Here is a 26405-nt window from a genome sequence, read left to right on the forward strand (position 1 = left end):
CCTGCGGTGACCGACAGGCGCCATGACGAGAACAGGTCAGCCGATGGCGGTGTCGATGTGCCGGGCCAGCACCAGGTCGTCGTCGGTGATGCCGCCGGCCTCGTGGCTGCTGACCTTGAAGGTGATCGTGGTGTAGCGGATGTCGATGTCCGGGTGGTGGTTCATCGACTCGGCCAGCTGCGCGACGGTCGCGACCAGCCGGATGCCGTCGAGGAAGTTGTCCCGCTTGACGCTCCGCACGAGTTCCTGGTCGACGACCTTCCACTCCGGCAGGTGGTCACGAATCGCGAGGTCGATCTGGTCATCGGTCAGGAGCTCAGCCATGACCTCACTCTAGACCCTGAGCGACCGCGGTAAGTTTCACGATGAGGTCTCTGCGCCACGCGCGCGTCAAGGCGTGGTGCGCCGGGCTCGGGGGGCTGCGAGGACGCCGAGGAGGGACAAGGCGGCGCCTGCGGCGATGATCGTGCCGAAGACCCACGGGCGGGGGTCGTCGGCGTTGAAGGCCAGCAGCGTGCCGCTGATCGCCAATGCCGTGGTGACACTCATCGTTGCGGCCATCTGGCCGGCGCTGCTGTTGCGGCCGGCGTTGTGGTGGTCGGACAGATCGAGGGTGAGGACCGACAGGCTCGACGAGCTGAGGCCCATGCCGATGCCCGCGAAACCCCAGCCGATCAAGCCGATCCAGGACGTCGCGTCGGTCCAGGCGAGCAGTGAGGTGACGGCGATGCCGACGGTCATGAAGGCGAGGCCGGTCCGCAGTACGGTCACCCGCGCGATGCCGTGTTCGCGGCCCTGCAGCCACGATCCGAACGCCCAGCAGACTCCGGTGATCGACAACGTCACGCCGGCGCGCGACGGACTGAAGTCGTGCTGCAGCGTGAGGAGGAGCGGCAGGTACGCGCCGGCGCCGGAGAACGCGGCGGCACCGAGACCGCGGACCGCGACGATCGCCGGGAAGCCGCGCCGGGCGATGAAGGTACCGGCCGGCATCACGCGTACGGCGGCCCGCCCGAGGACCGCGAGCGCGACGACGATCGCCGTACCGCTGATGATCGGGTGTGCCCGGAGGTGGTCTCCGGCCAGCGTCATCGAGAACAGGGCGACGGACGCGGCCAGGGCCCACGGGAGGGCGGCGCGCCAGGCCTCGAGCTCTGCCGCGTCCTCGGCTGTGCGTTCGGGCGTGGGGACGTCGACGGACTGCCGCATCGCCGGGCCGAGCAGCAGCCAGCTCGGCACCAGCAGGACGACGGCGGCGAGGAACACCCAGCGCCAGCCGAACTGCTCGGTCACCACCCCGGTCAGCACCGGCCCGAGCACCGACGGCAGGATCCACATCGCCGCGAACAGCGAGAACATCCGCGGCCGCAGTACGGCGGGCAGCGCCCGGGCGACGAGAACCATCAACGACACGTCGAGCAACCCCTCGGCAAGACCGCTGAGCAGCCGGCCCGCGATCACCATCGGCATCGCGGTCGCGGTTCCGACCAGCAGTTGCGCGAGCGCGAACGAAACGGCGCCGGCGCGCAGCGTCGGGATCGGGCCGCGGCGGTCGGACCAGAGCCCGCCGAGCGCGAGCGAGATCAGGTAGCTCGCGCTCGGTGCCGCGTTCGCGAGGCCGAAGCTGCCGAGGGCATGGAACTCGCGGACCATCGTCGGCAACGCCGTCCCGACGGCGCGGTTCTCGAAGGCGCCCAGGGTGACCAGTCCGATCACGCCGAGCACGAGCGGGAGGTGCTGGCCGGTGAACAGGCGCGGCCGGGTCGCGGACTCAGTCGTGGAGGACATGCCCGCTATCGTCGAAGCTCAAGTGAGCTTTAAGTCAAGTGCCTGGGTAACCGGAAGATCAGGACCAGGACCCGGAGCACCAGGACGGCGCAGATCACCAACAGGTTGTAGCCGATCAGCTGGTACAGCGACATCGAATCGGTGACCCGCGGACCGCCCGGCGTACCGAGCAGGAGGACGGCCATGATCCCTGCCGTCGCGCCGAGCACCGCCAGTAGAACCTGGTGCAGCAGGCCGGTGAAGTGCCGGCGGTCGCGTTCGTCGGCGAGCAGGCGGACGTTCAGTCCCAGCCGGCCGCCCTCCGCCGCGGCCGCGATCCGGTCGATCCGCCGCGGCAGCCGGCGCAGCATCGGCAGCAGCGTGGCGAGCTCTTCGGTCGCCGTACGGCGAAGAGCCTCGGGAGCGAGCCGGTCCGTGACATGGGCGCCGGCGAACTGCCGGGACGCCGCGACCAGATCGAACCCGGGCGAGATCCGCGAGATCGTGCCCTCGATCGTCGCCAGCGCGCGGAACACCGCGGCAACTTCCGGCGGTACGCCGAGTTCGTGCGAGGTGATGATCCGGAACAGATCGTTGAACATGGCAGGCCCGAGCGTTACGCCGGCCGCGAGGTGCTTGGTCATGAACTGGCCGACGGAGCGCTCCAATGCCCGTTCGTCGATGACGTCGGGACGGTGCACGATCTCGAGCAGGGCGTCGGTGGCGGCGATCGGGTCGCCGTGGTCGACAGCGAGCAGGAAGCGTTGCAGGGCGTCCCGGGTGGCAGGGTCCAGGCGGCCGACCGAGCCGAGGTCGAGCATCCCGATCCGGCCGTCGGTGAGCAGCAGGAAGTTGCCCGGGTGCGGGTCGGCGTGGAACACCCCGTCGATCGCCACCTGGCCGAGCAGACAGTTGAACAGCGCGTGGCCGAGGCGCACCGGGTCGAGCCCCCGATCGGCGATCGCCTGCTGGGCGTTGCCGAGGCCGATGCCGTCCAGTCGCTGCATGGTGAGGACGCGGCGGGTGGAGTGTTCGGCGTACAGCCGGGGGACGACGAGGTCATTGCTATCAGCAACGGATCGGCCGGCCGCGACGGTGGTCATGTTGCCGGCCTCGACGGTGAAGTCGAGCTCCTCGCGCATCGCGTCGGCGAATCCGTCGGCCAGTGCCCGGACGCCCATCGAGCGGCCCCAGTCGGTGTTGCGGTCCAGCAGCCGGGCGAGGCGGCGGACGATGTCGAGGTCACGGTCGACCATGGCGGCGATCGCAGGGCGCTGGACCTTCACGACCACGTCGGTGCCGTCGGTGAGGCGCGCGGTGTAGACCTGCGCGACGGACGCGGCCGCGAGCGGCTCGGGGTCGAAGGCGGCGTACAACTGGGCCGGTGGGATGCCGAGGTCTTCGGTGAGGACCTGTTCGATCTGCGGCCAGGGTGCGGGGGAGACCTGGTCCTGGAGGCGGCTCAGCTCGGTGGCGACCGAGCTCGGGATGATGTCGCTGCGGGTCGACAGCACCTGGCCGAGTTTGACGAAGGTGACGCCGGCTTCGTCGAGGGCGAGGCGCAGCGAGCGGGCGAGCTCGGCCTGACCGGCGGCGTTCTCGCGGCCGGGGCGGCGGCGGCCGCGCAGGTACGGGCCGAGGCCGTGTTCGAGGGCGATCCGGAGGATCTGCAGGTAGCGCCGGGTGCGTGCGATCCGGCCGCTCAGGTCGCGGCGCAGATCGCGGGCCCGAGGCAACGATCCGGTCGGGACCAGTGCCTCGGACAGGACCAGGAACACCAGTCCGGCAAGCATCGCGCAGAGCGTCGTCAGCACCAGGAACGCGATCGCGGCGCCGTTCGAACCCGTGAACGGCGCCCGGCCGACGAGCGCGTTGGCGATCGGGCTGAACAGGCTCAACGTGACCGCCGCCGCCAGCGCCATCCGCATCAGCCCGAAGCGCACCCCGAGCAGCCGCTGCGCGCTCGGCACGAAGATCACCAGGAACACGCCCAGGCTGAACAGGCCACCCAGCACAACATCCATGCCCGGAACCCTAGGGGCTGACCGGCGTCGCGGGACTCACCCACGCGAGGGAACGGCCCCCGGAGACATCCCCCGCGGCGACCGGCCCGACGAGTCGCGGACGATCAGCTCCGGCGCGAAGCTGATCTCGCGGTGTGGCGTCACCGGGTCGTCCACCCGCTCGAACAGCAGCTCGGCGGCCGAGGTCCCGATCTGGTACGCCGGTTGCCGCACCGTGGTCAGTGGCACAACCGCCAGCTGCGCGTCGGTGATGTCGTCGTACCCGACGATCGCCACGTCGCCGGGCACCGCGCGGCCGGCCCGGATCAGTTTGTTGGCGATCGCGATCGCGATCAGGTCGTTGCCGCAGAGCACGGCGGTCGGCCGCGGCCGCATCGCCATGATCTCGTCGGCCAGCTCGCCGCGTTCCCGTGCGCTGCGCCCGGTCGCGTCGACCCGGTGCAGCTCCGCGTCGCCGTACTCCGCCAGTGCCGCGAGCGCGCCCTGGTACCTGGCCTGGATGACGAGTTCACCGCCCGGGCCGCCGGCGTACAGGATCTGGCGGTGCCCGAGCTCCAGGACGTGCCGCATCGCGAGTTCGCCGCCGAGCCGGTGGTCGAAGGTGACCCGCGACGTGCGCAGCGCCATCCCTTCGCCGCCGACCACCACGATCGGGGTGCCGACGGACTCCAGGTCGCCGAGGTCGGGTGGCATCGACGCGGTCGCCGAGATGACGAGCCCGCCGACGCGCATCTCGGCGAGCCGGCGGATGTAGAGCGACTGGCGCTCCGGGTCGCCGGCGGTGTCGCAGTACACCAGGACGTCGCCGCGCTCGCGCGCCCGGTCCTCGACGCCGCGCGCGATCTCGGTGAAGAACGGGTTGCCGGCGTCCGGGACCAGTAGCCCGACGGTGTGCGTCCTGTTGCCGCGCAGTGTGCGGACCGCGCGGTTCGGGACGAAGTGGGTCACCTCGATGGCCCGCTCGATTCGGGCGCGGGTGTCGGGTGAGACGGTCCGGGTGCCGTTCAGGTAGTTCGACACGGTGCCGAGCGAGACGCCGGCCAGCGCCGCCACGTCCTTGATCGTCACACTCCGCACCACAGAAACCCCGAATCCCAAAGCAATCAGCCCATCTTAGTGTCCTGGGTCGAACTTCCGACTCAGGACACTAGGCGCTTCCGAACACCTCCCGGATCATCTCCAGGAATGCGTAGCGGTGGTGGGTGTCAGGCAGGAGTGCGGAGCCCTCGGTCCATTCGTTCCATGCGTTCACGGTCACCACCGGATGGGCCGGCCCGTGCCGCTCGAGGAACTTCCTGGCGCGCAGCAGGCCCTCGCGGAACTCTTCGGGGGTCTGGTCCCACACCGGCGTCCACGGATACCCGAGGCGCTCGAACGGCACCGACTGATCGGTCCGCGGCGACGCGTCCCATCCCACCGTCACGTTCGGGTAGAACGGTACGTCGAGCTCCGCCGCGAACTTCTCGTACTCCGCGAACGCCGACTCCCGCATCGGCCCGATGTCTGCCACCGGGAAGTCGAAGTCACCCGCGTCCGCGTGATGCACCCACACGTACGACGTCGCCGACCCGAACCCGAGCTCGCGCACCAACTCCTGCGGATCGTCCACCGTCACGGCGTCCGGCAGCACCGCGATCCCCCAGACGACAGCGTCGAGATGTACGCCGGGATGCCCGGCGCGTCGCGTTTCCTCGTCGAACCACCGCAGCGCGTCCGCAGCCGCCGCCACCCCACCAAGTCCCGTGATCAGGTTGCCGAGCTCGTAGACCGAGAACCACGGCTTGCCGTCGACGGTCAGGTAGTTCGGCCGCGAGAAGTAGTTGTCGATCACCTGCCGGCCGAGTTGTTCGAAGACCGCGCGGTCGATGGCGCCGTGCTTGAGTTTCCGCGGCGGGCCCTGCGCGGGATCGCCGTGCGGAAAGATGTCGAGCAGCTCGTGGTTCGCCCACATCAAGGCGAACTGCACGTCGTCGCTGTTCGCCGCGGACAGCAGCCCCTCGTCGAGCGCGGCCTGCAGGTAGGGGCCGTCGTCGTACCAGTAGTAGTCGACCAGGAAGCCGTCGACGCCGTACTGCTTCGCGAGGGCGATCTGCGCCTCGGCGGCCGCGGGCGTGGCCTCGTCGGCGTACCCCAGGAGCGGGATGCGGGGTTGCCGGTGGCCGTCGAACCGGGGCGTCGCGTCGCGCAGCAGCTGCCACTCGGACCAGTCCGCGCCGAACCAGTGCGCGTTCCGGCGGTCGGCGTGCCACCCGGGGAAGTAGTAGGCGAGGACCTTCGGGCGTTCCATCGATCACGCTCCCAGTGCTTGAAATGTTTCAACGACGAGCCTAGGGCACCAAGGAGTGCAGCCGGTCCGCCTCACCGGCGGTGCGACAGGCCGAGGCCCCCGGAATCTCGGCGGATTCCGGGGGCCTCGTCAGGTCACGTCCTCAGGCCGGGCGGCGGCGGATCTTGTTGCCGAGCCAGACCAGCGGGTCGTACTTGCGGTCGGCGACGCGCTCCTTCATCGGGATCAGCGCGTTGTCGGTGATCTTGATGTGCTCGGGGCACACCTCGGTGCAGCACTTGGTGATGTTGCAGAAGCCCAGGCCGTGCTCCTCCTGGGCGGCCTTCTGCCGGTCCGCGGCGTCGAGCGGGTGCATGTCCAGCTCGGCGATCCGCATCAGGAACCGGGGACCGGAGAAGCTCTCCTTGTTCTCCTCGTGGTCCCGGATCACGTGGCAGGTGTCCTGGCACAGGAAGCACTCGATGCACTTGCGGAACTCCTGCGACCGCTCGACATCGACCTGCTGCATCCGGTACTCGCCCGGCTTCAGGTCCGCCGGCGGCTTGAAGGCCGGCACCTCGCGGGCCTTCTGGTAGTTGAACGACACGTCCGTGACCAGGTCGCGGATCACCGGGAACGTCCGCAGCGGCGTGACCGTGACGACCTCGTCCTCTTCGAAAGTGTTCATCCGGCACATGCACATCAGCTTCGGCATGCCGTTGATCTCGGCGCTGCAGGAGCCGCACTTACCGGCCTTGCAGTTCCAGCGGACCGCCATGTCCGGCGTCTGCGTGGCCTGCAGCCGGTGGATGACGTCGAGGACGACCTCGCCCTCGTTCACCTCGACCTCGTAGTCCTTGAGCTCGCCGCCCTCGGAGTCGCCCCGCCAGACCCGGAATTTGCCCTTGTAACTCATGCGGTCGGCAGCTCCTCATCCGTCAGGTACTTCTTCAGCTCGTCGACCTCGAACAGCTCGAGCAGGTCCTCGCGCATCGGGATCTGCTGCTTCTCGCTCACGTTCACGTGGCCCTCGGCGTCGAGCTTGCAGACCAGCAGTTTCTTGCGCCAGTCCGCCGACATCTCCGGGAAGTCGTCGCGGGTGTGACCGCCGCGCGACTCCTGCCGCAGCAGCGCCGCACCGGCGACGCACTCGGACACCGTCAGCATGTTCCGCAGGTCGAGCGCCAGGTGCCAGCCCGGGTTGAACTGCCGGTGACCCTCGACCGTCATCTTCGCGATCCGCCCGCGGAACTCGGCCAGCCGGCCGAGCGCCCGCTCCATCTCGTCTTCCTTGCGGATGATGCCGACCAGGTCGTTCATCGACTGCTGCAGCTCCTGGTGGATCGAGTACGGGTTCTCGCCACCCTCGAGCTCGAACGGCGCCAGCGCTTCGGCCGCCGCCGCGTCGACATCGGCCTCGTCGATCTTCGGCCGCTCCGTGAGCTGGTCGACGTACGTCGCGGCGCCCATTCCGGCGCGCCGGCCGAACACCAGCAGGTCGGACAGCGAGTTGCCGCCGAGCCGGTTCGACCCGTGCATGCCGCCCGCGACCTCACCGGCGGCGAACAGCCCCGGTACGACGGACGACGCGGTGTCCGGATCGACCTCGACGCCACCCATCACGTAGTGACACGTCGGGCCGACCTCCATCGGCTCCTTGGTGATGTCGACATCCGCCAGCTCCTTGAACTGGTGGTGCATCGACGGCAGCCGCCGGGTGATCTCCTCGGCCGGGAGCCGGGTCGACACGTCCAGGAAGACACCGCCGTGCGGAGTGCCGCGGCCGGCCTTGACCTCGGAGTTGATCGCCCGGGCGACCTCGTCACGCGGCAGCAGCTCCGGTGGGCGCCGGTTGTTGTCGGCGTCCTTGTACCAGCGGTCGGCCTCTTCCTCGTTGTCCGCGTACTGCGCCCGGAACACGTCCGGCACGTAGTCGAACATGAACCGCTTGCCCTCGGAGTTCTTCAGCACGCCGCCGTCACCGCGGACCGACTCGGTGACCAGGATGCCCTTCACCGACGGCGGCCAGACCATGCCGGTCGGGTGGAACTGGATGAACTCCATGTTGATCAGCGTCGCACCGGCCCGCATCGCCAGCGCGTGCCCGTCACCGGTGTACTCCCAGGAGTTCGAGGTGACCTTGAACGACTTGCCGACGCCGCCGGTCGCGAGCACCACGGCCGGGGCGTCGAACAGGATGAAGCGGCCCGACTCGCGCCAGTACCCGAAGGCGCCGGAGATCGCATCGCCGTCCTTGAGCAGCTCGGTGATCGTGCACTCGGCGTACACCTTGAGGTTGGCCTCGTAGTCGCCGGTGGCCTCGAAGTCCTCCTGCTGCAGCGAGACGATCTTCTGCTGCAGCGTGCGGATCAGCTCCAGGCCGGTGCGGTCACCGACGTGCGCGAGCCGCGGGTAGGTGTGGCCGCCGAAGTTGCGCTGGCTGATCCGCCCGTCGGGCGTGCGGTCGAACAGCGCGCCGTACGTCTCCAGCTCCCAGACCCGGTCGGGAGCCTCCTGCGCGTGCAGCTCGGCCATCCGCCAGTTGTTCAGGAACTTCCCGCCGCGCATCGTGTCGCGGTAGTGGACCTGCCAGTTGTCGTTGGAGTTCGCGTTGCCCATCGCGGCCGCGCAACCGCCCTCGGCCATCACCGTGTGCGCCTTGCCGAACAGCGACTTGCAGATGATCGCGGTCTTCTTGCCCTGCTCGCGGGCCTCGATCGCCGCGCGCAGGCCGGCGCCGCCGGCCCCGATCACGACGACGTCGTAGGAGTGTCGTTCCAGCTCAGTCATGAAGTCCTCAATTGATGAAGCGCAGGTCGGAGAACCATCCGGCCGACAGCGCCATGATGTAGAAGTCGGTCAGGATCACGGTGAACAGCGACGTCATCGCGAAGGTGCCGTGCTTCGGGTTCAGCTTGGACACGAACGTCCAGTACCGATAGCGCATCGGGTGCTTGGAGAAGTTCTTCAGCCGGCCGCCGACGATGTGCCGGCAGGCGTGGCAGGACAGCGTGTACAGCCACAGCGCGACCAGGTTGATCCAGATGATCAGCGTGCCGAGGCCGATACCGAAGCCGCCGTCCTTGCCGTGGAAGGCCTGGATGCCGTCGTAGACGTTCAGCAGACCGAAGACCAGCGCGCCGTAGAAGAAGTAGCGGTGCAGGTTCAGCGCGACCAGCGGGAACTTCCGCTCACCGGTGTAGGTCTTGTGCGGCTCGGGCACCGCGCACGCGGCCGGCGCCCAGAACAGCGACCGGTACCCCGCCTTGCGGTAGTAGTAGCAGGTGCCACGGAAGCCGGCCAGGATCACGAACGTGATCAGGCTGAACGGCAGGAAGCGTGGGAACGCGCCGAACCAGGTCCCGAGGTGGCTCGAGCCCTCGACACAGCTGCTGGTCACACACGGCGAGTACAGCGGCGTGAGGTAGTGGTACGCGTCGACCCAGTACCACTTGTTCATGAAGATCCGGACCGTCGCGTAGACGATGAAGAACAGCAGGATCACGCCGATGCGCAACGGCGCGAGCCACCATCGATCCGTACGTGCGGTCTTCAGGCCTACTTGAGCGCGGCCCGGTGCGCTTACACCCGTTGCCATCAGGGGGCGTGCCGATCTGGGGCGCCGAAGCCTTCGTGCTCCGCGTCTGTCCACATGGACGCGTCATACTCCACGTCGGAAATCTCCTCGAGTTCCTCCGGAACTGGTCCGGGCCTGTGCCTGGGGTCGGGCGGGCCCAGCTCTGCGAGATCGTCGCTCAGCCGGGCCACATCGGACACCAGGCGGCGGATGCCGAGGGTGTCACCGTACTCCTGGCTGAGTCTGCCGACTGCCGCATGCAGTCCTTCGAGCGCACGGACGACTCCGGCGGTAACGTCACGGCCGCTGTTGCCCTCACTCATGCCGACTCCAGTGATGGTTATGTAGCTGTCAGTATGGGCACACTTTGCCCCTGCCGAGCGCCCAACGGAAGACCCCTCGGTACGGCGTGTTTCCGGTAAGGGTCACCTCAGTTGCGACCGTGCCGACGGGTGGAGTAATGGAGCGAATCCGCCCTGTAGGACAACGAGATTCGCCGGTGGGGTGAGCACCTCGGCCTCGCGGAGCCCGGGCGGTCTGCGGGCCACGGCGTACCCCGTCCAGGACCAGGGGAGCACCTGGTGGCCGAGGATCAGTGCGGGGCTGCCGTCGTAGCGGATCATCGCGCCGTCAGGGAGTTCGGCCAGCGGGCGCACCGTCGTCCGCTGCCTTCTGGTCCGTGGTTCGACGCGTTCGCTGTGGAGTTGCGCGTCCATCGCCGCGGCCCGCGGCCGCTCGCCGAGGCCGCGGCCGGTCGCCCACGCGCCGGCGTACAGCAGGAAGTCCCTGCGGCGGCAGTAATGACAGGGGCGATGGCCGGCGGCGAGGGCGACGGCTTCGTCGAAGAAGAACAGTGCGGTCCAGCGGCCGGGCGGCATCGGGTCGCGCCGGATCCCCTTCCAGTCAAGGACGCAGCAGATCCACGCTTTCGAGCGCCAGCGGGTGGTCCCGAGGCGGCGATCCGGGCCGTGCAGGCTGCCGCGGTTGCCCATCAGCAGGCCGCGAGCGGGGTCGGCGACGATCTCCTGGGTGGGTAGAACCCTGTTCTGCAAGGGCATGCCAGGCATCATCTCGGACCCGGCGGACAATTTCTGGCAGAGTCGCGACATGCAGACGGTGGTAGGAGTGGCTGTGGTCGAGGACGGCCGGGTACTGGCGGCGTACCGGCCGGGACCCGACGGTGGGTGGGAGTTCCCGGGCGGGAAGGTCGAGCCGGGGGAGACCGACGAGGCGGCCGCGGTGCGGGAGATTCGCGAGGAACTGGACCTGGAGGTCAAGGTCGGTGCCTCGCTCGGGCCGGGCGTCGACATCTCCGGCGCCTATCGGCTGCACGTCTATCTGGCCACGGTCGTCGCCGGCGATCCGGTACTGCGGGAGCACTCCGAGCTGCGCTGGTTTACCGCGGGGGAACTCGAGGAGCAGGACTGGCTCGTCCCCGACCGGCCCTTCGTCCGGGTGGTGCGCAACCTTCTGTGAGTGGCGGAAGTCACATCGCGGGTCGCCACCAGAAGATCACGGCCTGGAACTGTATGGGTCGTTTGTATGGGTTGTACCTGGCGACCGATCGGGACCGTCGACAGAATCTTTCCCTGAACTCTTGGGGAGGAGTGACGCATGTCGGTCTATCCGGCCGTTCCGATGGTGCCGAGAGAGGACTTCGCACCGGACGTCGTCTGCGAGGTGTACGAACTCGGATCGCATCGGCGGATCCCCGCCGCGGTCAAGGAGCTGACCAGCCGTCAGGTCGCCATCGGCCGGATGATGTCCACCGGCGCGAAGGACGCCGCGATCGCCCGTGAGCTGGGGCTCTCGCTGCGCACCGTCCGCTCCGAGATCAGTGCGTTGATCGCCGGTCTCGGTGCCAAGTCGCGGTTCCAGGCCGGGTGCCTGCTGGTCCGCCGCTTCGGCTGATCTTCCGCCTGGCAGAGTGCGCGCTCCGGAGACTGTCCGGACGCCGACGTAGGCTTTCGGCATGGTTGAGCTTGCTGAGCGCCGGCTGCTGCTGGTGCATGCGCACCCGGACGACGAAACCATCAACAACGGTGTGACGATGGCGCGGTATGTGGCCGAGGGGGCCCACGTCACGCTGATCACCTGCACCCTCGGCGAGGAGGGTGAGGTGCTCGTCCCCGAGCTGTCCCACCTGGCCTCCGACCAGGACGACGGCCTCGGCGAGCACCGGATCGGTGAACTCGCGAACGCGATGGCCGAGCTCGGCGTCACCGACCACCGCTTCCTGGGTGGCGCGGGCAAGTACCGCGACACCGGGATGATCTACAACGACTCGGGTAACGCGGATGTCCCGCCGGAGACCCGCAAGGACAGCTTCTGGCAGGCCGACCTGGTCGCCGCGGCCAACGACCTGGTCCCGGTGATCCGGGAGCTCCGCCCCCAGGTCCTGGTCACCTACGACCAGTGGGGCAACTACGGCCACCCGGACCACATCAAGGCACACCGCGTCGCGACCTACGCCGCCGACCTGGCCGCCGCCCGGTCGTACCGGGAGGACCTCGGCCCGGCCTGGGACATCCCGAAGATCTACTGGACCGCGATGGCCGAGTCGCCGATGCGCGAGCAACTGCGGGCGCTCCGCGACGCCGGCGACACCACGACCTTCGAGGGCATGGACCCGGACGGCCCGCTGCCGCCGATGATCACGCCGGACCGGCTGATCGACTGCGTCATCGAGGGCGAGGAGTTCCTCGACCGGAAGATGAACGCGATGAAGGCGCACGCCACCCAGATCACCGTCGACGGCCCGTTCTTCGCGCTGTCCAACAACAACGGCAACCAGATCTGGGCCTCCGAGCCCTACCGCCTGGTCAAGGGCACCCCTGCTCCGGGCCCGGACGGCCTCGAGCACGACCTGTTCGCCGGCCTCTGATCCGGTTCCCGGAGAAGTAGGCACCGGCCAGGATCAGGACACACCCGATCAGCTGCAACCCGGTCGGCCGCTCGTGCAGCACCACGGAACTCAGCACGAGCGCGCCGACCGGCGTCAGCATCAACAGCGCGGCGCCGACGTGGCTCGGCAGTCGCGGTGAGTACGTCGCCACCAGCAGCCAGCCCACGACGGTCCCGGCGACAGCCACTCCGATCAGCCAGCCGATCACGCGCAACCCTGGCGTGAGGTCGACCCCACGCCAGAGCCATCCCGCGACGAGCGAGACCAGGCCGGCCGAGGCGATCACCACGAAGTAGTTCTGGATCGGTCGTCCGCCCATCCCGGTCCGCCGCAGCAGGTAGAGGAAGACGGAGTAGCAGGCGGCCGCGAGGACGGCGTGGATCGTTCCGTGGACCGGGTCCGTTCCGGCGGCGCCACCGCCGATCAACCCGGCCGTCAGCGCGACGCCGAGGATCATGACCGGCACCCAGGCGACGAACCGGCGCGGGACCGTCTCTCCGTCGATCGCCCAGGCGAGCAGCGGTACGCCGATCACCTGCACGTTCACCACCACGGTCGAGAGACCGGCGCCGACCTCGTCGATCGCCCGCGTCCACAGCAGCATGTCTCCGGCGAAGAACGCACCGGCGAGCAGACCGAACAGCAACTCGTCCCGGCGCAACGGCCGCTTGCGCCGGCGCTCGATCCCGGCGACCACCGCGAGCAGTGGCAGCGACAGCACGCAGCGGTAGAAGCTCGCGGTGCCCGGCGTCGTACCGGCGAGGTCGATCAGGACCGAGGAGACGGAAACGAACAACGCCCCGACAGCGAGCCAGGGTGCTGCGTGCGTTGGCGCCTTGTCAGCGGTCATCACCACTCCGGTACCCATCAGCGTGACAGGACCCACACGCCAGGTTGAGGCATCAACCTTCCTGCGGGCGTAGGGCATGTCGCCCGATCCCGCGCCTACTGCGCGGCACTCGGCACCGCACCGAGCTACCGCACCGAGCACCTGCTCGCGACGGCGCGGGATCGGGCGGCATGCCCTAACCTGCAGACGTGTCCTCGTCCGAGCTCAGTGGGAGTGTTCCGCCTGCGGAGTTCCGTGCTGCGCTCGGGCAGTTCGCGTCCGGGATCACGATCATGAGCACGTTGCAGGACGGTGTCTCGCACGCGATGACGGCGAACGCGTTCAGTTCGGTCTCGCTCGACCCGCCGCTGGTGCTGGTGTGCGTGGACAAAGGGGTCCGGATGCACGCCGCCGTACTCGACTGTGGGTATTGGGCGGTGTCGGTGCTCGCCGGGACGCAGCGGGAGATCGCGGAGCGGTTCGCACGGTCCGGCCGGGATCTGTACAGCCAGTTCGAGGGCATCGGTACGTCGGCGGGCCCGAAGACCGGGTGTGTCGTGGTCGACGGCGCGCTGTCCTGGCTCGAGTGCCGGACATGGGCGACGTACGACGGTGGTGACCACACGATCGTGGTCGGTGAGGTGCTCAGCCTCGGGGCCGGCGAGCCGGGCAACCCGAGCGCGCTGATCTACCACCGCAGTGACTACCGGAAACTGAACGGCGACTGACCGTCAGCAGCGGGGCAACCAGGGGCTGCCCCGAGGGCGAGAAGGGCCCGCGCCGTCCCGTAGGATGTGCGCTTGTGCCCTGACCACGGCCCGAGCAGGAGGACTTCGTCCGGTGGGGAGAAAGCAGCTCGCGGGGATCATCGCCGCCGCCGGGCTCGGTGTAGTCGTCGTGGGGTACGGCGCGGCGTTCGCGTTCGCCGGTGCCAAGATCCCCGCTGACACCACCGTGCTCGGAATCCCGATCGGTGGACTGTCCCAGGACGACGCCAAGACCAAGCTGGCGGCCGGTCTCGAGGACCGCCAGGCAGCGCCGATCGCGCTGAAGGCGGGTGACGCCAAGTTCCAGGTGGCGCCGGCCGAGGCCGGGCTGTCGGTGGACGTGGACAAGACCGTCGACGCCGCGGGCGCCGGCCGCAGTCTGTCCCCGGCCCGGATCTGGCACGCGTTGACCGGTGGGTCCGCGGTCGAGCCCGTGGTCCGCAGTGACGACGCGAAGCTGAAGGCCGCCGTCGAGAAGCTCGCCGGTCAGGTGAACCGGCCGGCCACCGAGGGCACGATCACGTTCAAGGGCACCAAGCCGGTGACCCACGACCCCGCCGACGGGCTGCAGTTGGACACCGAGAAGGCGCCGGCCGCGGTGCTCGCGGCGTACCCCTCGGACGGGAACCCGAAGGATCTGCCGGTCAGCGTGTCGAAGCCGAAGGCCGGCACCGAGGCGATCGCCAAGGCGCTCACCGAGTTCGCCCAGCCGGCCATGTCCGGCCCGGTCCGGCTGACCGTCGGTTCGAAGTCGGTCGACCTGGAGCCGGCCGAGATCGCGCCCGCGCTGACGCTCACCGCCCGCGAGGGCGAGGTCATCCCGGCGCTGAACACCAAGACCCTGGAGCCGCTGTTCCAGCAGCGGTTCAAGACCTTGGAGACGCTGCCGAAGGACGCGACGGTGCAGATCGTCGGTGCCGGGCCGAAGGTGGTGCCGGCGGTCGACGGCCTGACCGTCGACCGGACCAAGGTCGGCGCCGCGATCCTCGCGGCGCTGCCGAAACCGACCGGCGAGCGGCGGGCGGCCGTCCCGCTGACACCGACCAAGGCGAAGTTCACCACCGAGCAGGCCACCGCGCTCGGGATCACGCAGAACATCGGCGACTTCAAGACCGAGTTCCCGCACGCGCCGTACCGCAACGTCAACATCGGTACGGCGGCGGCGAAGATCAACGGGACGCTGCTGAAACCCGGCGAGACGTTCAGCCTGAACAAGATCGTCGGGGAGCGGACCAAGGAGAACGGGTTCACCGAGGGCAACATCATCAGCGGCGGCAAGTTCGTCCTGGACCTCGGGGGCGGCGTCTCGCAGTCCGCGACCACGACCTTCAACGCGGCCTTCTTCGCCGGGCTGAAGATCCTCGAGCACAAGGCGCACAGCGTCTACATCTCGCGGTACCCGGTCGGCCGGGAGGCCACCGTCGCGTGGCCGTCGGTGGACCTGAAGTTCCTCAACGACTCCGGCCACGGGGTGCTGGTGCAGACGATCTTCAAGGCGTCCACGCCGGGCAGTTCCGGGAGCATCCGGGTGATCATCTGGGGCACCAAGACCTGGCAGATCACCGCCGGCCAGTCCGGCAAGTCGAACCCGCGGCAGCCGCAGGTGGTCTACAACACGGCCGCCGACTGCCGAGCGCAGGCGCCGACGCCGGGCTTCGACATCACCGTGTACCGGTACTTCGCGAAGAACGGCGTACGGCAGAAGACCGAGTCGTTCACGACGAAGTACAACGCGGCCGACGACATCCGGTGCGGCCCGAAGCCCGGCACCACGACGCCGCCCCCGCCGGGGACGTCGACGCCGCCGCGGGGCAAGCCGGCCGTCACGCCGCGCCCGCCGAGCTGACCTGGGCCGAGCTGACCTGGGCCGAGCTGACCTGGGCCGAGCTGACCTGGGCCGAGCTGACCTGGGCCGAGCTGAGCTGGGTTGACCTGGGGAACTAGCCGCGGTGGAGCTTGTGCAGCTCCGCCGCGACCTGGTCGAACAGCGGCTCGTCGATCACGGCACCTTCGCGGCGGACGTGCCGCGGCTCGATCCGTAGGACGCGGTCCAGCCGGACCTCGCTCGGCCGGTGCGACTTGTCCCAGTTGCCGCTGCCGATGTCCAGCCAGACCCGGCCCCAGCGCGCCTCGTCGGCGGCGTCGCGGTCGTGGTCCTTGCTGGTCAGGATCAGCGCCAGCAGGTACGGCTCGTCCCAGCCGACGACCAGCACCGGCCGGTCCTTCCCGCGGCTGAAGTCCTCCTCGAACGGCACCCAGGTCCAGACGATCTCGCCCGGATCCGCCACCCCGTCGTCCGGATGCGGCGCGTACTCCACGTGCACCGTCCCCTCGAAGTCCCCCGGGTACTCCGGCCGCTCGACCACGTGATCCGCCATGGCACAGGACACTAGCGCCCTCACATCACGAGCACCTCGCACCGTTCCTTCGGCGTGCTCATCACTCAGACGCGCAATCGGGGTGCGATCCTCGCCGTCCTGCTCACCTGTCAGTTCATGGCCAACATCGACACCGCGGTGGCGAACATCGCCGGCCCCTCGATCGGCGCCGACCTGCACGCCTCGGCGGGCGCGGTCGGCCTGGTCGTCTCCGGGTACGTCGTCGCGTTCGCCGTCCTGCTGATCACCGGCGCCCGCCTCGGCTCCTCGCTCGGGTACCGGACGACGGTCCTGCTCGGACTGACCGTCTTCACCGCGGCCTCGCTCGCCTGCGGGCTCGCGCCCGACATCGTCACGCTCGTCGTCGCCCGCTTCGTCCAGGGCGCCGGAGCCGCGCTGATGGTGCCGCAGGTGCTGAGCGGCATCCAGCTGCATTTCGAGGGCCGCGACCGCCTGAAAGCGCTCGGCTACTTCTCGATCGCGCTGTCCGGCGGGGCCGTCGCCGGGCAGCTCCTCGGCGGCGTGCTGATCGCCGCCGACCTCTTCGGTACCGGCTGGCGACCGATCTTCCTCGTGAACGTGCCGATCGGTATCACGCTCGCGGTGGCCGGCCGGCGCCTGCTTCCGGCCGATCCTCCGGGCCGTCGGGATCGCCTCGACCTGACCGGCGTACTCGCCTTGTCCACAACGGTTCTGCTCGTCATCGTGCCGCTCCTGCTCGGCACGGAGCGTGGTTGGCCCGCCTGGTCCTGGCTCTGCCTCCTGCTCAGCCTCCCAGCCCTCGCGCTCTTCGAGTACGGCGAACGGCGTACAGCCGCTCGCGGTGGCCGCCCCCTGATCGCCAGGGAGGTGCTGAGAAACCGGCACGTGCGCGCCGGCCTGCTCGCCCACGGGTGCACCAGCGGCACGTACTTCGCCCTGCTGTTCGTGCTTGCCCTTTACCTCCAGGGCGGTCTCCACAAGGGCCCGGCGTACTCCGGGTTCGCCATGGTCGTCTGGGTCGCCGCCTTCGGGCTGGCGGGACCTGTGATCCCGAAGCTGCGCAGGGGAGTGCGGTGGATGCCTGTCATCGGCTGTCTGGTGCTGGCGGTCGGCTATCTGACCGTGCTGGTCTACCTGGGTCTCGGTGGCACCACAGGTCCGCTGCTGTTTGCACTGCTCGGAGTTGGCGGGCTGGGGCTCGGTATCAGTGCCAACACCCTGATCGGTGCGATCACGTCGAGCATGTCCTCGCAGTACGCCGCTGACCTTTCCGGCGTGGTCGCGACCAACGCGCAGCTGTCTGGAGCGCTGGGTGTCGCGCTAGCCGGCTCCACCTACGCTGCGCTCGACAGTGCCCCGGTCCGCGCGCTCAGCGTCGTACTCGCGGGCTTTGTCGTGCTGACGCTGGTCGGAGCGGGTGCTGCTCAGCGGCTCGTCAGATAGCGGTAGCGGTACGCCTCGCGGTAGCCGAGCCGCGTGTACGTCGCCATGGCGGCCTCGTTCTCCAGCAGGACCTCCAGGTACGTACGGCGTCCTCCCAGGGGGCCTGCCCAGCGGGCGAGACCCTGGACGACCGCAGTACCCAGGCCGCGGCGGCGGAAGTCCGCGCTGACCCGGACCGCGTCGACGGCGAGCCAGTGACCGGTCATCGCCCCGCGGGCGACCGCGGCGACCTGGCCGTCGAGCGTGATCGAGGCGAACACGGCCTTCGGTGCGCCCTCCATCACCTGCGGCGCCACCGCGGGCACCGGCCCGTCGAAGGCGGCGGCATACCAGGCGTCACCAGGGTGCTCGGCGAGCTGTACGTCGTACCGCGGCTCGGCGTTCACGTGGTCGAGTGTGGTGTGCAGGACGAGTACGTCGGACTGCGCCGGCCGCGCGTCGACCCAGCCGCAGGAGCGGATCTCGGCGTCCTCGGGGCTGCCCAGCCGGATCAACGCCAGCGGCGGCAGCCCGCGCTCGTCGTAGAAGGCCTCGGCGTGCTTGAGGGCGTCGGCCACGGGCATCCCGGGGCTGCCCGCCGGAAGCAGTGAGTTCGCCCGTCCGGTCCAGCCCGCCGACGCGCGCAGCAACCAGTGCCCGACGTACGCCGTCTCCGCGGCCGGCCGGCCGAGCGCGGTGGTGAGGAAGAGCTGGTCGACGTCAACCGGGCGGAGCGGCATTTCCGGGATCGTTTTGGCCGCCGTGACGTCGGCCACCGGAATCTCGTGCACCGTGCTGTCGGTGTGCCGGACGGTCAGCAGCTCCGGCGTCCACGCCTGGAGTACCCCGATCAGGTCGGTCAGACCGCCAGGAATCCGGTGCCGGACGACGACACGGTGGCCGATATCACGGGCACCCAGGCCTGACACGATCCGGACTCCTGGCAAAGTGGGCGACGTACTACCGTGATACTAGAGACACCGAGCACCACCGCATCGCAGCACCCCGAGACCCGCGCTGCGCTTGCCTGTCATAGGAGGAGTAGCAGTGACCTACGTCATCGCGCAGCCGTGTGTTGACCTGAAGGACCTCGCATGTGTCGAGGAGTGCCCCGTCGACTGCATCTACGAGGGCAACCGGATGCTGTACATCCACCCCGACGAGTGCGTCGACTGCGGAGCCTGTGAGCCGGTCTGCCCGGTGGAGGCGATCTACTACGAGGACGACACGCCGGAGCAGTGGAAGGACTACTACACGGCGAACGTCGACTTCTTCAACGACCTGGGTTCCCCGGGCGGCGCGTCCAAGCTCGGCAAGATCGACAAGGACCACCCGTTCATCGCGGCGCTTCCGCCGCAGGAACACGACGAGTAAATAGCTGAACACAGAAAATGGGACGTCCCGTGCGGGGCGTCCCATTTATCTATTGGTCGAGAACGTCCACGTGGACGTGGTCGAGATGGCGCAGGATCTTCGGGTCGCCGGAGCGCTCGGGAGGCGTGTAGTCGCGCCAGCCGCTGTCCGACTTGCCGCCGGCCGTCCAGATCTTGTCGCTGAAGATCACCGTCTTGATGTTCAGCAGGTCCGCCCGGGCGACCAGGTACTGCGCCATCGCCCACCCCTTGGTGGTGTTCGCCGCCGAGATCGGCCGCACGAACACGTCCACGGCCCGCCCGTCGTAGTGCGCCGACCCCTCCATGTGACCGCTCCGCACCCCGCCGACGGCGTACCCACCGGTCGACAGCTTCCCGAACGTCCGGAGCAGATCCTTCCGGACGGCGTCCGCGCGCGGCGTCAGCCCGTTCCGCCCGATCGCCTCCTGCTGCACCGAGTGATCGTTGACCGTGCAGCTGAACACGCTCTTCGACTGCCCGGTGAGCGCCGACGCGAGAACCCGCGCGTCCGCCTCGTGGTCGGCGTACGCGGTCGGGAACGCGCTGCGCTGCACCTTGTCCGCGGCGACCGTGATCGCGAGCTTCTGGTAGTTCTTGATCTTCACCAGCGCGTCGTAGAACTTGCCGGTCGCGTAGTACGGGTCCCGGACCTGCGTCGCCGTACCCCAGCCCTGGGACGGGCGCTGCTGGAACAGGCCGAGCGAGTCCCGGTCGCCGTGCGCGAGGTTCCGCAGGTTCGACTCCTGGTACGCCGTCGCGAGCGCGATCGTCGCCGCGCGGGCCGGGAGACCGCGGCGGACGGCGATCCCGGCGATGATCGCGGCAGATTCGGCCTGCTCGAAGTCCAGGACGACCTGCTGCCCGTTCACCGTGGCCGTGCACTGCTCGCGCGGCGGCAGGATGTTGCCCACGTGCTTGCCGCCGAGCCAGGCGATGCCGACCCCGACCACGAGGCTGAGCGCGCCAATGGCACCCACAGCCACCAGGGCACCACGCTTCACCGGCATACCGCTCCCAACGTCTGGGGGCGGTACTCAGGTTCCGGTTCGCGGGTCACGAACTGATTGACGTGTGCGGCCGCACGCCGGTTGCCGAAGTCATACTTTCGGACGGCCGGGAACGCAAAGAATCAGGCTTTCGGCCCAGGTGCTTCGGGATGGTCAGGCGTTGGCGTGCAGCGCCTCGTTCAGCGTGATGCCCTCGCCGGTGCGCGGCCGGGCCTCGACGGCGCCGGTGACCGAGTTCCGGATGAACAGCAGCCCGGGCTGGCCGGACAGGTCGCGCGCCTTCACCACGCTGCCGTCCGGGAGCGTGACCTTGGTGCCGGCGGTCACGTACAGCCCCGCCTCGACCACGCAGTCGTCGCCGAGCGAGATGCCGGTGCCGCCGTTCGCGCCGAGCAGACAGCGCTTGCCGATCGAGATCACCTGCTTGCCGCCGCCGGACAGTGTGCCCATGATCGACGCGCCCGCGCCGATGTCGCTGCCGTCGTCGACCACGACACCCGCGACGATCCGGCCCTCGACCATCGACGTCCCGAGGGTGCCGGCGTTGAAATTCACGAAGCCCTCGTGCATGACCGTCGTCCCCGCGGCCAGGTGTGCCCCGAGCCGGACCCGGTCCGCGTCGCCGATCCGGACCCCGGACGGTACGACGTAGTCCGTCATCCGCGGGAACTTGTCGACGCTCGTGACGCTCAGGTGCTGCCCCGCGGCCCGGGCCCGCAGCCGGACGGTCTCGATCTCGTCGACCGGGACCGGGCCGAGCGACGTCCACGCGTTGTTCGGCAGCGCGCCGAAGATGCCGTCCAGGTTCACGCCGTGCGGGCGGACCAGGCGGTGCGACAGCAGGTGCAGTCGCAGGTACGCGTCGGCCGTACCGCCCGGGGCCGCGTCCAGGGTGATCTCGGTCGCCACCACCTGACGCCGTACCTGCCGGAGGTCGTCGTTGCCCTCGGCCGCGATCAGCGCGGCCGGAGCCTTCGCGCCGGCCGGCTTCGAGCCGAGCGCGGGGGCCGGGTACCAGACGTCGAGGACGTCTCCCGCGGGCGTGACGGTGGCGAGGCCGTAGCCCCAGGCGTGCGTGGCGTTCTGCGTCATGACCCCACCCTAAATCGACGCCCTTCGGCGGCTCGCCGTGGTCTACTTTCTGGATGCTTCCCAGCTGGCTCGACGTCGTCGCCGATCCGATCCTCGAGGCCACGAAAGCTCCGGCCGTCGGGGAGTTGCACGGGGAGTTGCTGCGGCAGTGGGGATCGTCCGAGGTGTGGCGGTTGTCGTTCGGGCTGAACAGCGTGATCGTCAAGCGGGGCACCGACGGGCAGGCCGACGAGGCGGCCGCCTACGAGCGGTACGTCGTACCGCTGGACCTGCCCGCTCCGGAGCTGATCCACCGGCATCGGTCCGGCGACGCCGGTGTACTGGTCCTCGCGGACGTCGGCCGGGTGACGCTGGAACAGGAGCCGACGGCCGAAGGATTCGCGGCCGGTGCCGAGTTGCTCGCGACGATCCGCGGCCGACCGGTGACGGGACCGAGCGAGTTCCCGCCGGAGCGGGTCGGCGAGATGGCGGCCCGGATCGGGCGGATCGAGTTCGGCCTGCGTCCGTTGACCGACGCGCTGGCGGCGGTGCACCGGGACGCGCCGACGGCCGTCGTCCATGGTGACTTCGTGCCGAAGAACCTCGTCACCGACGGGACCCGATGGACGGCGATCGACTGGCCGGGCGCGTACCAGGCGCCGCATCTGAGCGACCTCTACACGCTGGTCCGCGACGCCGTCGCGCTCGGCCATGACCGGGCGCCGATCGTTGCCCAGTACACCGAAGCCGCCGGCGGGAATCCCGCGGTGGTGGAGCGGCAGATGCTGGTCGGTGGCGGCTGCTTCTACCTGGTGGCGCTGATGTTCATCGTCGAGGAAGGGCTGCGGACCATCCCGGAATCGGTGCACTGGATCGACGGCCTGCTGACCGAACTCCGGGACCTCGTCGGGTCGCTGGCATGAAACTCCTCGTCCTCGGTGGCACCAAGAATCTCGGGCGGCACGTCGTCGAGGCCGCGCTCCGTGACGACCACGAAGTCACCCTCTTCAACCGCGGCCTGACCAACCCGTCGCTGTTCGGTTCGGTACGCCGGATCGTCGGCGACCGCTCGGCACCCCAGGCCCTCGCCGCGGGGGAATGGGACGGCGTGATCGACATGTCCGGTTTCCTCGTCCGCGACGTGTCTCTGAGCGCCTCCGTACTGCGCGATCGCTGCGGCCACTACACGTACATGTCCTCGATCGCCGTTTACGCCGGCAAGACCACACCCGGTATGACGGAATCCGCCCCGCTGCTCGACTGGCCGGAGGGCGCTCCCGAGGACCACTTCACGATGGACCTCTACGGCCCGTCGAAGGTCCGCAACGAATCGTTGCTCACCGCCACCTTCGGTGACCGAAGCTCCGCCGTACGCTCGGGTTTCGTCGTCGGCCCCTACAACCCGGACTTCGGCAACTGGGGCTGGGCCCTGGCCCATGACCTCCCGATGGAATGCGCCGCCCGCCCCGACCAGCCCGTCCAGTACCTCGACGCCCGCGACCTGGCCGCGTTCCTCCTCCACCTCACGGTCGACCGCATCCCCGGCCCCTTCAACGCCGTGGGCCCAACCCGCACCCTCTCCGAGCTGGCCGTCGCCTGGCGCACCGCCGTACCCAACCCACAACCCATCAACTGGTCCCCCACCGAAGACCGCTTCCACCTCCCCCACGACGGCACCAACGACGGCACCTTCCAACTGAACAACACCCGCGCCATGACAGCAGGCCTCAGGCTCCGAGCGGACGAGGAAACCGCCCGGGACTACGTCGCCTGGGTCCAGGATGGAAACATGCCGCCCGGGCCGCCGCATTGATTCGTAGGATTGCTGCGTGATGATTCAGACAGGTGGCGGGCCGGGTGGGCCGACGAGTCCTCGGGCCGGGTTCAGTGCGGTGGACGGGACGCGGTACTCCGGGACCAGTGGTGGGCGGCAGGAGGTTGAGCTGCCGGGTGCCGGGGGAGTGGTCGCGGGCGGGGACCGGCTGCGGTACAAGATCTACCCGGTGCTCGACACCGCGCTGAGTTACGCGGCGACGTACGCGGCGGTGGAGCTGGTGTTCGCGGACGGGACGCGGCTGGCCGGTGCGCTGGACCAGTACGGGAAGCCGGCCGACGCCGCGGGGCAGGGGGCGGCGAAGATCCTGTATGCCGACCAGTGGAACGACGTACAGATCGACGTGAGCGCGGCCGCCGGGAAGACGATCGCGCAGGTCGTGCTCGTGGTGGACGCGCCGGAGGCGGGCCACGCGTACGAGGGCTGGATCGATGACGTCGAGATCGGGCCGGCGCCGCCCGAGCCGGACGGTTCGGACCTGGCGGCGTACGTCGACACGCGCCGCGGCACGAACGCCAGTCACGGCTTCTCCCGCGGCAACACCCTGCCGATCACGGCCTGGCCGAACGGGTTCAACTTCGTCACGCCGGTGACGAACGCGTCCACGCACCGCTGGCCCTACGAGTACCACCGGGCGAACAACGCCGACAACCGTCCCGAGCTCCAGGGCCTGACGTTCTCGCACCAGCCGAGCCCGTGGATGGGCGACCGCGATCAGCTGACGATCATGCCGGTCGCCGCCGCCGAGCCACTCGGCGATCCCGCTGAGCGTGCCGCCGCGTTCAGCCACGACGACGAGATCGCCCGCCCCGACCTGTACGCCGTCGCGCTCGCGAACGGCGTCCGCGCCGAGCTCGCCCCGACCGACCACGGCGCGATCTTCCGGTTCACGTTCCCGGCGGACGCGGCCGGGCGGCACCTGGTGTTCGACACGATCGACGAGAACGGTGCCTTCGACCACGACGGGACCGCGGTCACCGGCTGGGTCGAGAACGGCTCGGAGTTCGGCCGCACGCGGATGTACTGCTACGGAGAGTTCTCCACCGCCCCCGCGAGTTTCGGTACGGCGAAGGGTGGTCGCGAGAACGCCCGCGCCGCCACCTTCGACGTACCGGAGGTGACGTTGCGGATCGCGACGTCGTTCATCGGGGTCGACCAGGCGAAGCACAACCTGTCCCTCGAGCTCGGCGGGACGTTCGAGGAGATCCACGCCGCCGCGAACGCCGCGTGGAACGAGCGCCTGCAGGTGATGCGGCCGGAAGGCGCGACGCCACCGCAGCTGCGGACCGTCTACGGCAACCTCTACCGACTGAACCTCTACCCGAACTCGCACTTCGAGAACGCGGGCACCGCCGACGCCCCGGAGTACCACTACGCCAGCCCGGTGCTGCCGGTGAACGGTGCCGCGACCGAGCGCGCAACGAACGCAGTCGTGAAGCCCGGCAAGATGTACGTGAACAGCGGGTTCTGGGACACGTACCGGACCGCGTGGCCGGCGTACGCGTTCTTCTACCCGGAGCTCGCGGCCGAGCTGGTCGACGGGTTCGTGCAGCAGTACCGCGACGGCGGGTGGATCGCGCGCTGGTCGTCACCGGGGTACGCGGACTGCATGACCGGGACGAGCTCGGACGTGTCGTTCGCGGACGCGTACCTCAAGGACGTGGCGTTGCCGGATCCGCTGGCGACGTACGACGCCGGGCTGCGGAACGCGACCGTCTCGCCGGAAGCGACCGAGGTCGGCCGGAAGGGCGTCGAGACCGGGTTCTTCGCCGGGTACGTGAGCACGGACACCGAGGAGAGCGTGTCGTGGTCGCTGGAGGCGTACCTGAACGACTTCGGGCTGGCCGAGATGGCCGCGCGGCTCGCTGACGACCCGGCGATCCCCGCCGCGCGGCGCGCCGAGCTTCGCGAGGAAGCGGAGTACCTGCGGCGCCGGTCGCTGAACTACGTGCTGCTCTTCGACGAGGACGTCGACTTCTTCCAGGGCCGCCGGCCAGACGGTGCGTTCGCGAAGAAGCCGGCCGACTTCGACCCCGAGGAGTGGGGCGGCGACTTCACCGAGACCGACGGCTGGAACTTCGCCTTCCACGTCGCCCACGACCCGCGCGGCCTGGCCAACCTGTACGGCGGGCCGCGTGGTCTGGAGGCGAAACTCGACGGGTTCTTCGCGACCCCGGAGCTCGCGGTGAAGAAGGGCACCTACTCGATCGTCATCCACGAGATGCTCGAAGCGCAGGCGGTCCGGATGGGGCAGTTCGGTTTCAGCAACCAGCCGGCGCACCACATCGCGTGGATGTACAACTACGCCGGCGCACCGCACAAGACCCAGGCGATCGTCCGCGAGGTCCTCGACCGCCTGTACGTCGGGGAGCAGATCGGCCAGGGCTACCCTGGTGACGAGGACAACGGCGAGATGTCGGCGTGGTACCTGTTCGCCGCTCTGGGGCTGTACCCGCTCCGCGTCGGTGCTCCGGAGTACGCGATCGGTTCGCCGCTGTTCCCGCGGGTCACCGTCGCGCCGCTCGGTGGCACGCCGTTCACGGTCACGGCGACGAATCCCGAACACCCGTACGTCCAGGAGGTCCTCGTCGACGGGAAGCCGTTGCCGGTGGCATCCATCGACCACGCGGTGATCAACGGCGCGGACCTGCGGTTCACCCTGGGTGCCGAGCCGTCCGGCTGGGGCAGTCTCGAGTCGCCGCCGGCGCTCACCACCGACGACGTCGTGGCGAGCCCGCTCGTCGACCTCATCCCGGTCGACGCCGGTAACCCGCTCTTCGACAACACGTCCGCGACGGAAGCGATCCTGGACCCGGTCACCACATGGTCGCTCCCGGCGCCCGCGACCGCGACGATCTACACGCTCACCTCAGCCCAGTCCGAGGCGGCGCCGACCGAATGGCGCCTGGAAGGCTCCACCGACGGCACCACCTGGACCATCCTGGACGAACGCACCGCCCAAACCTTCCGCTGGCACCGCCAAACCCGCCCCTTCACCATCACCACCCCTGGCAAATACCAGCACTACCGCCTCACCATGCCCGCCCCCACCACCCTCGCCCAGGTCGAACTCCTGTCCTGACCCCGCCGAGTCGTGTGTATCGGCTCCCCCTACCTCCGCCGAGTCGTGAGTTGTGGCTGCTGAAGCGGCGCCACAATCCACGACTCGCGGATCGGGGCGG

General features: G+C 69.4%; 25 protein-coding genes. 10 read left to right on the forward strand and 15 right to left on the reverse strand.

Annotated elements, in window-relative coordinates; genetic code table 11:
* Positions 1–36 precede the first annotated feature (36 nt).
* The 10 genes from ACFYRH_RS28120 to ACFYRH_RS28165 form a co-directional block, all read right to left on the reverse strand.
* Positions 37–324, reverse strand: coding sequence for a 4a-hydroxytetrahydrobiopterin dehydratase (locus ACFYRH_RS28120; RefSeq protein WP_387781645.1), 288 nt, complete (start codon positions 322–324; stop codon positions 37–39).
* Between the two features lie 66 nt (positions 325–390).
* A complete protein-coding gene (locus ACFYRH_RS28125; protein WP_387781648.1) occupies positions 391–1788 on the reverse strand; it encodes an MFS transporter in 1398 nt (465 codons plus the stop codon).
* Positions 1789–1817: 29 nt separating this feature from the next.
* The gene (locus ACFYRH_RS28130) at positions 1818–3791 is read right to left on the reverse strand and encodes an ABC1 kinase family protein (protein ID WP_387781651.1); all 1974 of its coding nucleotides are present in this window, start codon (positions 3789–3791) and stop codon (positions 1818–1820) included.
* A 36-nt stretch (positions 3792–3827) separates the two neighbouring features.
* Positions 3828–4859: a LacI family DNA-binding transcriptional regulator gene (locus ACFYRH_RS28135; protein WP_387781653.1), complete on the reverse strand. Its 1032-nt coding sequence runs from the start codon at positions 4857–4859 to the stop codon at positions 3828–3830.
* Positions 4860–4938: 79 nt separating this feature from the next.
* Positions 4939–6078 (reverse strand): glycoside hydrolase family 99-like domain-containing protein, encoded by a 1140-nt coding sequence (locus ACFYRH_RS28140; RefSeq protein WP_387781655.1) that lies wholly within the window; start codon positions 6076–6078, stop codon positions 4939–4941.
* Positions 6079–6220: 142 nt separating this feature from the next.
* A complete protein-coding gene (locus ACFYRH_RS28145; RefSeq protein WP_387781657.1) occupies positions 6221–6973 on the reverse strand; it encodes a succinate dehydrogenase/fumarate reductase iron-sulfur subunit in 753 nt (250 codons plus the stop codon).
* Complete coding sequence (locus ACFYRH_RS28150) at positions 6970–8847, reverse strand: fumarate reductase/succinate dehydrogenase flavoprotein subunit (RefSeq protein WP_387781659.1); 1878 nt, start codon at positions 8845–8847, stop codon at positions 6970–6972. Before ACFYRH_RS28150 ends, ACFYRH_RS28145 begins: the two co-directional genes overlap by 4 nt.
* Positions 8848–8854: 7 nt before the next feature.
* Positions 8855–9655, reverse strand: coding sequence for a hypothetical protein (locus ACFYRH_RS28155; RefSeq protein ID WP_387781661.1), 801 nt, complete (start codon positions 9653–9655; stop codon positions 8855–8857).
* Entirely contained in the window at positions 9655–9957 is a 303-nt protein-coding gene (locus tag ACFYRH_RS28160) for a hypothetical protein (RefSeq protein ID WP_387781663.1), read from the reverse strand. Before ACFYRH_RS28160 ends, ACFYRH_RS28155 begins: the two co-directional genes overlap by 1 nt.
* 102 nt (positions 9958–10059) lie before the next feature.
* A complete protein-coding gene (locus tag ACFYRH_RS28165; protein ID WP_387781665.1) occupies positions 10060–10692 on the reverse strand; it encodes a hypothetical protein in 633 nt (210 codons plus the stop codon).
* A 49-nt stretch (positions 10693–10741) separates the two neighbouring features.
* Between ACFYRH_RS28165 and ACFYRH_RS28170 the strand changes: the two genes are divergently transcribed.
* From ACFYRH_RS28170 to mshB, 3 genes are all read left to right on the forward strand, one after another.
* Positions 10742–11110, forward strand: coding sequence for a (deoxy)nucleoside triphosphate pyrophosphohydrolase (locus tag ACFYRH_RS28170; protein ID WP_387781667.1), 369 nt, complete (start codon positions 10742–10744; stop codon positions 11108–11110).
* 138 nt (positions 11111–11248) lie between these two features.
* Complete coding sequence (locus ACFYRH_RS28175; RefSeq protein ID WP_387781669.1) at positions 11249–11545, forward strand: response regulator transcription factor; 297 nt, start codon at positions 11249–11251, stop codon at positions 11543–11545.
* 61 nt (positions 11546–11606) lie between these two features.
* On the forward strand, positions 11607–12518 hold the full coding sequence (gene mshB, locus ACFYRH_RS28180) for an N-acetyl-1-D-myo-inositol-2-amino-2-deoxy-alpha-D-glucopyranoside deacetylase (protein WP_387781671.1): 912 nt from the start codon (positions 11607–11609) through the stop codon (positions 12516–12518).
* On the opposite strand, the gene ACFYRH_RS28185 is transcribed toward mshB, so the two are convergent.
* Positions 12457–13389 (reverse strand): DMT family transporter, encoded by a 933-nt coding sequence (locus tag ACFYRH_RS28185; protein ID WP_387781673.1) that lies wholly within the window; start codon positions 13387–13389, stop codon positions 12457–12459. The genes mshB and ACFYRH_RS28185 overlap by 62 nt on opposite strands.
* A 188-nt stretch (positions 13390–13577) precedes the next feature.
* Here ACFYRH_RS28185 and ACFYRH_RS28190 point away from each other — a divergent pair, with 188 nt between their 5' ends.
* The gene (locus tag ACFYRH_RS28190) at positions 13578–14096 is read left to right on the forward strand and encodes a flavin reductase family protein (protein WP_387781675.1); all 519 of its coding nucleotides are present in this window, start codon (positions 13578–13580) and stop codon (positions 14094–14096) included.
* Between the two features lie 112 nt (positions 14097–14208).
* Positions 14209–15981: a VanW family protein gene (locus tag ACFYRH_RS28195; RefSeq protein ID WP_387781677.1), complete on the forward strand. Its 1773-nt coding sequence runs from the start codon at positions 14209–14211 to the stop codon at positions 15979–15981.
* A 94-nt stretch (positions 15982–16075) separates the two neighbouring features.
* On the opposite strand, the gene ACFYRH_RS28200 is transcribed toward ACFYRH_RS28195, so the two are convergent.
* Positions 16076–16513, reverse strand: a complete 438-nt coding sequence (locus ACFYRH_RS28200) for a type II toxin-antitoxin system PemK/MazF family toxin (RefSeq protein WP_387781679.1) — start codon at positions 16511–16513, stop codon at positions 16076–16078.
* Positions 16514–16567: 54 nt separating this feature from the next.
* Between ACFYRH_RS28200 and ACFYRH_RS28205 the strand changes: the two genes are divergently transcribed.
* Complete coding sequence (locus ACFYRH_RS28205; protein WP_387781681.1) at positions 16568–17938, forward strand: MFS transporter; 1371 nt, start codon at positions 16568–16570, stop codon at positions 17936–17938.
* On the opposite strand, the gene ACFYRH_RS28210 is transcribed toward ACFYRH_RS28205, so the two are convergent.
* On the reverse strand, positions 17920–18846 hold the full coding sequence (locus ACFYRH_RS28210) for a GNAT family N-acetyltransferase (protein WP_387781683.1): 927 nt from the start codon (positions 18844–18846) through the stop codon (positions 17920–17922). The two genes, ACFYRH_RS28205 and ACFYRH_RS28210, sit on opposite strands and share 19 nt — an antisense overlap.
* A 118-nt stretch (positions 18847–18964) precedes the next feature.
* On the opposite strand from ACFYRH_RS28210, the gene fdxA reads away from it, so the two are divergent.
* Positions 18965–19291 (forward strand): ferredoxin, encoded by a 327-nt coding sequence (gene fdxA, locus ACFYRH_RS28215; RefSeq protein WP_012923087.1) that lies wholly within the window; start codon positions 18965–18967, stop codon positions 19289–19291.
* 49 nt (positions 19292–19340) lie between these two features.
* On the opposite strand, the gene ACFYRH_RS28220 is transcribed toward fdxA, so the two are convergent.
* Together ACFYRH_RS28220 and dapD are read right to left on the reverse strand one after the other, a co-directional pair.
* Positions 19341–20318 carry a hypothetical protein gene (locus tag ACFYRH_RS28220; RefSeq protein WP_387781685.1) on the reverse strand — a complete coding sequence of 326 codons (978 nt, stop codon included), beginning with the start codon at positions 20316–20318 and terminating at the stop codon, positions 19341–19343.
* A gap of 153 nt (positions 20319–20471) precedes the next feature.
* Positions 20472–21410 carry a 2,3,4,5-tetrahydropyridine-2,6-dicarboxylate N-succinyltransferase gene (dapD, locus tag ACFYRH_RS28225; RefSeq protein WP_387781687.1) on the reverse strand — a complete coding sequence of 313 codons (939 nt, stop codon included), beginning with the start codon at positions 21408–21410 and terminating at the stop codon, positions 20472–20474.
* Between the two features lie 53 nt (positions 21411–21463).
* Between dapD and ACFYRH_RS28230 the strand changes: the two genes are divergently transcribed.
* From ACFYRH_RS28230 to ACFYRH_RS28240, 3 genes are read left to right on the forward strand one after another with little or no spacing between them, the layout of a single operon-like run.
* The gene (locus ACFYRH_RS28230; protein ID WP_387781689.1) at positions 21464–22312 is read left to right on the forward strand and encodes a phosphotransferase family protein; all 849 of its coding nucleotides are present in this window, start codon (positions 21464–21466) and stop codon (positions 22310–22312) included.
* Positions 22309–23202 (forward strand): NAD-dependent dehydratase, encoded by an 894-nt coding sequence (locus tag ACFYRH_RS28235; RefSeq protein WP_387781691.1) that lies wholly within the window; start codon positions 22309–22311, stop codon positions 23200–23202. The genes ACFYRH_RS28230 and ACFYRH_RS28235 overlap by 4 nt, the downstream gene beginning before the upstream one ends.
* Before the next feature lie 19 nt (positions 23203–23221).
* Positions 23222–26305: a GH92 family glycosyl hydrolase gene (locus ACFYRH_RS28240; protein WP_387782540.1), complete on the forward strand. Its 3084-nt coding sequence runs from the start codon at positions 23222–23224 to the stop codon at positions 26303–26305.
* The last annotated feature ends 100 nt before the right edge of the window (positions 26306–26405 follow it).

The organism is Kribbella sp. NPDC004875, assembly GCF_042873375.1.
GTDB lineage: Bacteria > Actinomycetota > Actinomycetes > Propionibacteriales > Kribbellaceae > Kribbella.

Coding starts and splice junctions, on each gene's coding strand:
- ACFYRH_RS28120 (WP_387781645.1), bottom strand. CDS start 324: ATGGCTGAGCTCCTGACCGATGACCAGATCGACCTCGCGATTCGTGAC.
- ACFYRH_RS28125 (WP_387781648.1), bottom strand. CDS start 1,788: ATGTCCTCCACGACTGAGTCCGCGACCCGGCCGCGCCTGTTCACCGGC.
- ACFYRH_RS28130 (WP_387781651.1), bottom strand. CDS start 3,791: ATGGATGTTGTGCTGGGTGGCCTGTTCAGCCTGGGCGTGTTCCTGGTG.
- ACFYRH_RS28140 (WP_387781655.1), bottom strand. CDS start 6,078: ATGGAACGCCCGAAGGTCCTCGCCTACTACTTCCCCGGGTGGCACGCC.
- ACFYRH_RS28145 (WP_387781657.1), bottom strand. CDS start 6,973: ATGAGTTACAAGGGCAAATTCCGGGTCTGGCGGGGCGACTCCGAGGGC.
- ACFYRH_RS28150 (WP_387781659.1), bottom strand. CDS start 8,847: ATGACTGAGCTGGAACGACACTCCTACGACGTCGTCGTGATCGGGGCC.
- ACFYRH_RS28155 (WP_387781661.1), bottom strand. CDS start 9,655: ATGGCAACGGGTGTAAGCGCACCGGGCCGCGCTCAAGTAGGCCTGAAG.
- ACFYRH_RS28160 (WP_387781663.1), bottom strand. CDS start 9,957: ATGAGTGAGGGCAACAGCGGCCGTGACGTTACCGCCGGAGTCGTCCGT.
- ACFYRH_RS28165 (WP_387781665.1), bottom strand. CDS start 10,692: ATGCCCTTGCAGAACAGGGTTCTACCCACCCAGGAGATCGTCGCCGAC.
- ACFYRH_RS28170 (WP_387781667.1), top strand. CDS start 10,742: ATGCAGACGGTGGTAGGAGTGGCTGTGGTCGAGGACGGCCGGGTACTG.
- ACFYRH_RS28175 (WP_387781669.1), top strand. CDS start 11,249: ATGTCGGTCTATCCGGCCGTTCCGATGGTGCCGAGAGAGGACTTCGCA.
- mshB (WP_387781671.1), top strand. CDS start 11,607: ATGGTTGAGCTTGCTGAGCGCCGGCTGCTGCTGGTGCATGCGCACCCG.
- ACFYRH_RS28185 (WP_387781673.1), bottom strand. CDS start 13,389: ATGACCGCTGACAAGGCGCCAACGCACGCAGCACCCTGGCTCGCTGTC.
- ACFYRH_RS28200 (WP_387781679.1), bottom strand. CDS start 16,513: ATGGCGGATCACGTGGTCGAGCGGCCGGAGTACCCGGGGGACTTCGAG.
- ACFYRH_RS28220 (WP_387781685.1), bottom strand. CDS start 20,318: ATGCCGGTGAAGCGTGGTGCCCTGGTGGCTGTGGGTGCCATTGGCGCG.
- dapD (WP_387781687.1), bottom strand. CDS start 21,410: ATGACGCAGAACGCCACGCACGCCTGGGGCTACGGCCTCGCCACCGTC.
- ACFYRH_RS28230 (WP_387781689.1), top strand. CDS start 21,464: ATGCTTCCCAGCTGGCTCGACGTCGTCGCCGATCCGATCCTCGAGGCC.
- ACFYRH_RS28235 (WP_387781691.1), top strand. CDS start 22,309: ATGAAACTCCTCGTCCTCGGTGGCACCAAGAATCTCGGGCGGCACGTC.
- ACFYRH_RS28240 (WP_387782540.1), top strand. CDS start 23,222: ATGATTCAGACAGGTGGCGGGCCGGGTGGGCCGACGAGTCCTCGGGCC.